Source organism: Pseudomonadota bacterium (assembly GCA_022361155.1).
Taxonomy (GTDB): Bacteria; Myxococcota_A; Polyangia; order Polyangiales; family JAKSBK01; genus JAKSBK01.
Genome location: JAKSBK010000510.1, coordinates 1 through 1296 on the forward strand (window position 1 = coordinate 1; position 1296 = coordinate 1296).

2 protein-coding genes are annotated in these 1296 nt (G+C 62.4%); both read right to left on the reverse strand.

Translation table 11 applies throughout. The annotated features are described in order from the left end of the window. Positions 1–242: 242 nt before the first annotated feature. Complete coding sequence (locus MJD61_19035) at positions 243–842, reverse strand: hypothetical protein (protein ID MCG8557358.1); 600 nt, start codon at positions 840–842, stop codon at positions 243–245. Between the two features lie 8 nt (positions 843–850). Next, the gene (locus tag MJD61_19040) at positions 851–1099 is read right to left on the reverse strand and encodes a BolA family transcriptional regulator (protein MCG8557359.1); all 249 of its coding nucleotides are present in this window, start codon (positions 1097–1099) and stop codon (positions 851–853) included. Positions 1100–1296: the final 197 nt, after the last annotated feature.

The following is a 1296-nucleotide window of genomic DNA, read 5'->3' on the forward strand; positions in this document are numbered from 1 at the left end:
GCCCGCTGGCGGCGTTGGGACCTCCTCGAATATGCGCTGCACCGCATCGAAATGAACCGCAGTCTTCGTCGGTCCGCCTTGCCAGCGAGCCCCACTGCAGGCCCCAACCAACCAGGATTCCTGTGGCGAGGCACTAGTACCACGAATCACAAATTCGGTCCGGCCACCGGTGCATTCATGGACTCCTTGTCGATTCAGGCACAACAGCCCGGAAACTCGGATCGAATTTCCGGACCGTTGTACTAGCCCGTGAAGTCGTGCGGATTACTGCGCTCAAGCGCGAAGAAGCTGACCGCGAGACGCTTCGGCCCGGCCGCCACGTAGGCCTTTCCGAGCAGCAGATTCGGGTCGTCTGCGTAGACCTGAACCAGGTAGTCACGCAAGAAACGCTCGGGTCGTGGACCGTTGCCTCCAAGGCCGTAGTCGAGCAGCAGCGCGTTGGAGTACAGATCGTCGCGCGAGCCAGGTACCACCCGGTGAACGCGATAGAAGCCGAAACGTCTAGGGCGATCGCTCGACCGGGGAATGTGGGGAGCTTGTAGGGCGTTTTGCCGCACGGCCAGGTTGTAACCCTGAACGTAGGGGTCCGGTCCATGGGGCACGCGCGCCGGTCCTCGGTAGAAGCCCTTCTTGAATTTCCTGATGCCGAGCGGCTTGGTCACGCTCGCAGTATTGAGGCCGTTGAATTCCCAACCTGTCAGCTGCTCGAGGCGCGGCGCCTGAGCGCTGCGCATGATCGCCTCGAGCACAACGGACCGGCTCTGCGCTAGATCCACGAAACCGTAGCGTTCGCCGCTGCCCCTGAGCGGCTCGGGCGCGGCGGTCTCGGATTGTGTGTCCACGCTCTAGCCTATTTGCTCGCCCACGCCTCGGGTGTGCAGGTTCTCAGGGCCAGGGCGTGCACGGGACCCGCCATGAGCTCGCCGAGCGCCGCGTAGACGAGCTGATGCTGCGCCACTCTGGGCTTGCCAGCGAAAACGTTCGACACGATCAGCGCCTGATAGTGGTCCTTCGTGCCAGTCAAATCCTTGAGCTCGATCTTCTCGGCTTCGGGGAACGCTTCGCGCAGCCTTGCCAACACGAGGTCCGGCTCGACCATCTCATCCTCCGTGGGTCGGATTCACCGATCCCTGAATCCTTAGGGCCCGCGGAAGAATAACTCGTGTGTTTCGGTGAGGACTGGGCGCCGCTGGCGAGGCGCGACGACGAGGAGTATTGGGGATACTTGGAGGAGCAGCAACATAGCCAGCGGTGGTCAGAACCGGCGAAATGGATGAGTTATTCTTCCGCGGGCCC

What these genes read in the sequence shown, in the direction of transcription:
- MJD61_19040 (MCG8557359.1), bottom strand. Translation starts at nt 1,099, where the DNA reads ATGGTCGAGCCGGACCTCGTGTTGGCAAGGCTGCGCGAAGCGTTCCCC.